4 protein-coding genes are annotated in these 2,934 nt (G+C 42.8%); 2 read left to right on the top strand and 2 right to left on the bottom strand.

The genetic code is table 11. From position 1 onward, the window contains the following. A partial coding sequence (nfsB, locus tag B4J23_RS01715; protein ID WP_291358596.1) for an oxygen-insensitive NAD(P)H nitroreductase occupies positions 1 to 566 on the top strand: 566 nt, incomplete at its 5' end. 107 nt (positions 567 to 673) lie between these two features. Then, complete coding sequence (locus B4J23_RS01710; RefSeq protein ID WP_004786112.1) at positions 674 to 901, top strand: hypothetical protein; 228 nt, start codon at positions 674 to 676, stop codon at positions 899 to 901. On the opposite strand, the gene B4J23_RS01705 is transcribed toward B4J23_RS01710, so the two are convergent. Next, positions 864 to 1,718: a DMT family transporter gene (locus tag B4J23_RS01705; protein ID WP_034702593.1), complete on the bottom strand. Its 855-nt coding sequence runs from the start codon at positions 1,716 to 1,718 to the stop codon at positions 864 to 866. The genes B4J23_RS01710 and B4J23_RS01705 overlap by 38 nt on opposite strands. Positions 1,719 to 1,803: 85 nt before the next feature. Beyond that, entirely contained in the window at positions 1,804 to 2,841 is a 1,038-nt protein-coding gene (gene fba, locus B4J23_RS01700) for a class II fructose-bisphosphate aldolase (RefSeq protein WP_104426189.1), read from the bottom strand. Positions 2,842 to 2,934: the final 93 nt, after the last annotated feature.

The following is a 2,934-nucleotide window of genomic DNA, read 5'->3' as shown; positions in this document are numbered from 1 at the left end:
TATTAGAAATCTTACGCCTGACGCCATCTTCAATTAATATCCAGCCCAGGCATTTTTTTATTGCCGACAATGATGCCGCTAAACAGCGTATTGCCAAAGCACTAGTGGGAACTTATGCCTACAATGCTCCCAAAGTGCTGGACTCTTCACATACCATTTTATTTTGTACCAAAGCCGATATTGACGAGTTACATCTGGACAACCTGTTAAATCGTGATGATCTGAGTGGTCGTTTTAAAGATGAGAGCGCCAAAGAAGGTCAAAAGAATACCCGTACCGGTTATGTACATTATTATCGTAATGAAAAAGGCGATATTCAGCGCTGGGCAGAAAACCAGACCTTTATTGCATTGGGACAGATCTTACTGGCTGCAGGAAGTGAAGGTATTGATGCCACACCGATTGGTGGTTTTGATGAAGACATTCTGAGTGAGGAATTACAGTTAGCTGAACAAGGCCTGATTCCATCAGTACTGCTTACTTTAGGTTATCGCAGTGAAAACGATTTCAATGCAAAACTTCCTAAATCTCGTCTGCAAGCCGAAGATATTTTCACCAAACTGTAAGCATTTTATGGTATAAAAGGGGTCTAGTGCCCCTTTTCTTGTCAATTCGGGCCTAATTTTTGCTTTATTCTCCAAACATCCAACTAGAATAACAATTAGAGGTACCCATGTCTGTTTTACCATCCAGCTCTTTAAAATTCGAATGCAAACACTGCGATAAGATCTATTTACATCACTATGCTAATGCCCAGCATCGTTATCCGCATTGTCCAGACTGCAAACAGGCAGGCTTATTGCTTGGACGGGCTGAAAAAGAAGACCTGTTACGTTATCCGCTTGAATTTGCATCTTCCTATGTTAAACAGACATTGCATATGCTAGGCAAACAACACTAATCACACCTAGAATCAACCCGATCACACTTGCAGGTTTGAGTCGTTCTTTAAAGATGAGCAATCCTGCAATCACACCAAAAATCACCACCAGAATATTCATGCCCGCAAATACAATCGCTGGCGTATCTTTGAGCATCATGTGTGCTTTGACGTAAAAAGCAATATTGGCAAAGTTCAACGCACCCAATAACAGACCGAAACCAATATCCTTGCCAGAACCCAGATGACGATATTGCAGCAGCAGATAGATCATCGACAGAATCATGGCGCAGATAAACATCAAATTCAGTGCCACAGCAAATTGTAGACCGAGGCTGGTGGTATATTTCAGCAAGACATCAATCAGTGCATAACCAAACCACACCAGGCCCAGAAAAAACATTCCTTGCCTGGAGCTTTCTGATGCCTGACGATGTGAGAATAGAATGCACAGCACGGAACTTATGCCTAAGACAATACCCAGCATCTTGAGCTGGTTAAATTGTTCCTGAAAAATGAAATAAGCAGCGGCCAGTGATAATACGACTGATAATCGCTGGGCAATTTCAGTTTTTAAGATCCCTGCTGTTTGTAATGACTTGGCCAGAAACAGGAAGACACTCGGTAATAAAACGCCAAGCGCCAGAATCAGTAGCCATGGAGTCTGACTCATGGAAATATGCTGGATGTCTGGCTTGAACCAGAAAAAACACAATACGCTAGCTGTGACATAATTCCAGCTAATCATGTGGATGGGGCTCAAGCCTCTATTTTTAGCAATTTTTAAGAGTATTGAGACTGCAACACTACATAATGCTGCAATAAAAATCAGTTCCATATGCTGCTCTTATTCTTCATCTTTATTTAAATATAAAAAAGCCCACATTCGCTGTGGGCTCTTCTTATAAATTCTTCACAAGGAATTATTTATAACGCTCAACCATTTTCTCTAAAGAGATTGGACGAATCTTGTCTGCATTACCTGCAGTACCAAATGCTTCGTAACGGTCGATACAGATTTGCTTCATTGCATCTACAGTTGCGCTGAAGAATTTACGCGGATCGAATTCGCTTGGTTTTTCAGCCATCATACGGCGCATTGCACCTGTAGACGCTAAACGCAAGTCAGTATCGATGTTGATTTTACGAACACCGTGTTTGATCGCTTCAACCAGTTGCTCAACAGGAACACCATAAGTTTCTTTGATGTCGCCGCCATACTGATTAATCACAGCCAGCCATTCTTGTGGCACAGAGCTTGAACCGTGCATTACAAGGTGAGTATTTGGCAGTGCTTCATGAATTTCTTTAATGCGGTCAATTGCAAGAATATCGCCTGTAGGTGGACGAGTAAACTTGTATGCACCGTGAGAAGTACCCACAGCAATGGCTAATGCGTCAACATTGGTATCTGCAACGAATTGACGAGCTTCTTCAACTGAAGTTAGCAGTTGAGAATGGTCAAGTACGCCTTCAGCGCCTACACCATCTTCTTCGCCTGCCATACCTGTTTCAAGGCTACCCAGACAGCCGATTTCACCTTCTACTGAAACGCCACATGCGTGTGCCATTTGTACAGTACGGCGAGTCACATCAACGTTGTATTCGTATGAAGTCGGTGTTTTACCATCTTCACCCAGTGAGCCGTCCATCATGACTGAAGTAAAGCCTAACTGGATAGAACGTTGACATACGTCAGGGCTAGTACCATGATCCTGGTGCATTACCACTGGAATATGTGGCCATTCTTCAACTGCAGCCAAGATAAGGTGACGTAAGAATGGTGCACCTGCATATTTACGAGCACCTGCAGATGCCTGAACGATTACAGGTGAATTGGTTGCATCTGCTGCGAGCATGATTGCGCGCATTTGTTCTAAGTTGTTTACGTTAAACGCTGGTACGCCGTAAGCATGTTCGCCGGCGTGATCCAAGAGCTGGCGCATCGAAATAAGAGCCATAATATCCTCCCAGTGAATGCCACATATTCTACATGCACAAAGGTTTCAATTCAGCAACAAATAACACTATTTAAAAAAAATCCCTGCATTTGC

The sequence above is a fragment of the Acinetobacter sp. UBA3025 genome (genome assembly GCF_002367915.1).
Taxonomy (GTDB): domain Bacteria; phylum Pseudomonadota; class Gammaproteobacteria; order Pseudomonadales; family Moraxellaceae; genus Acinetobacter.
Note: the sequence above shows the minus strand (reverse complement) of the source record. Positions and strands in the feature narration are given on the sequence as shown.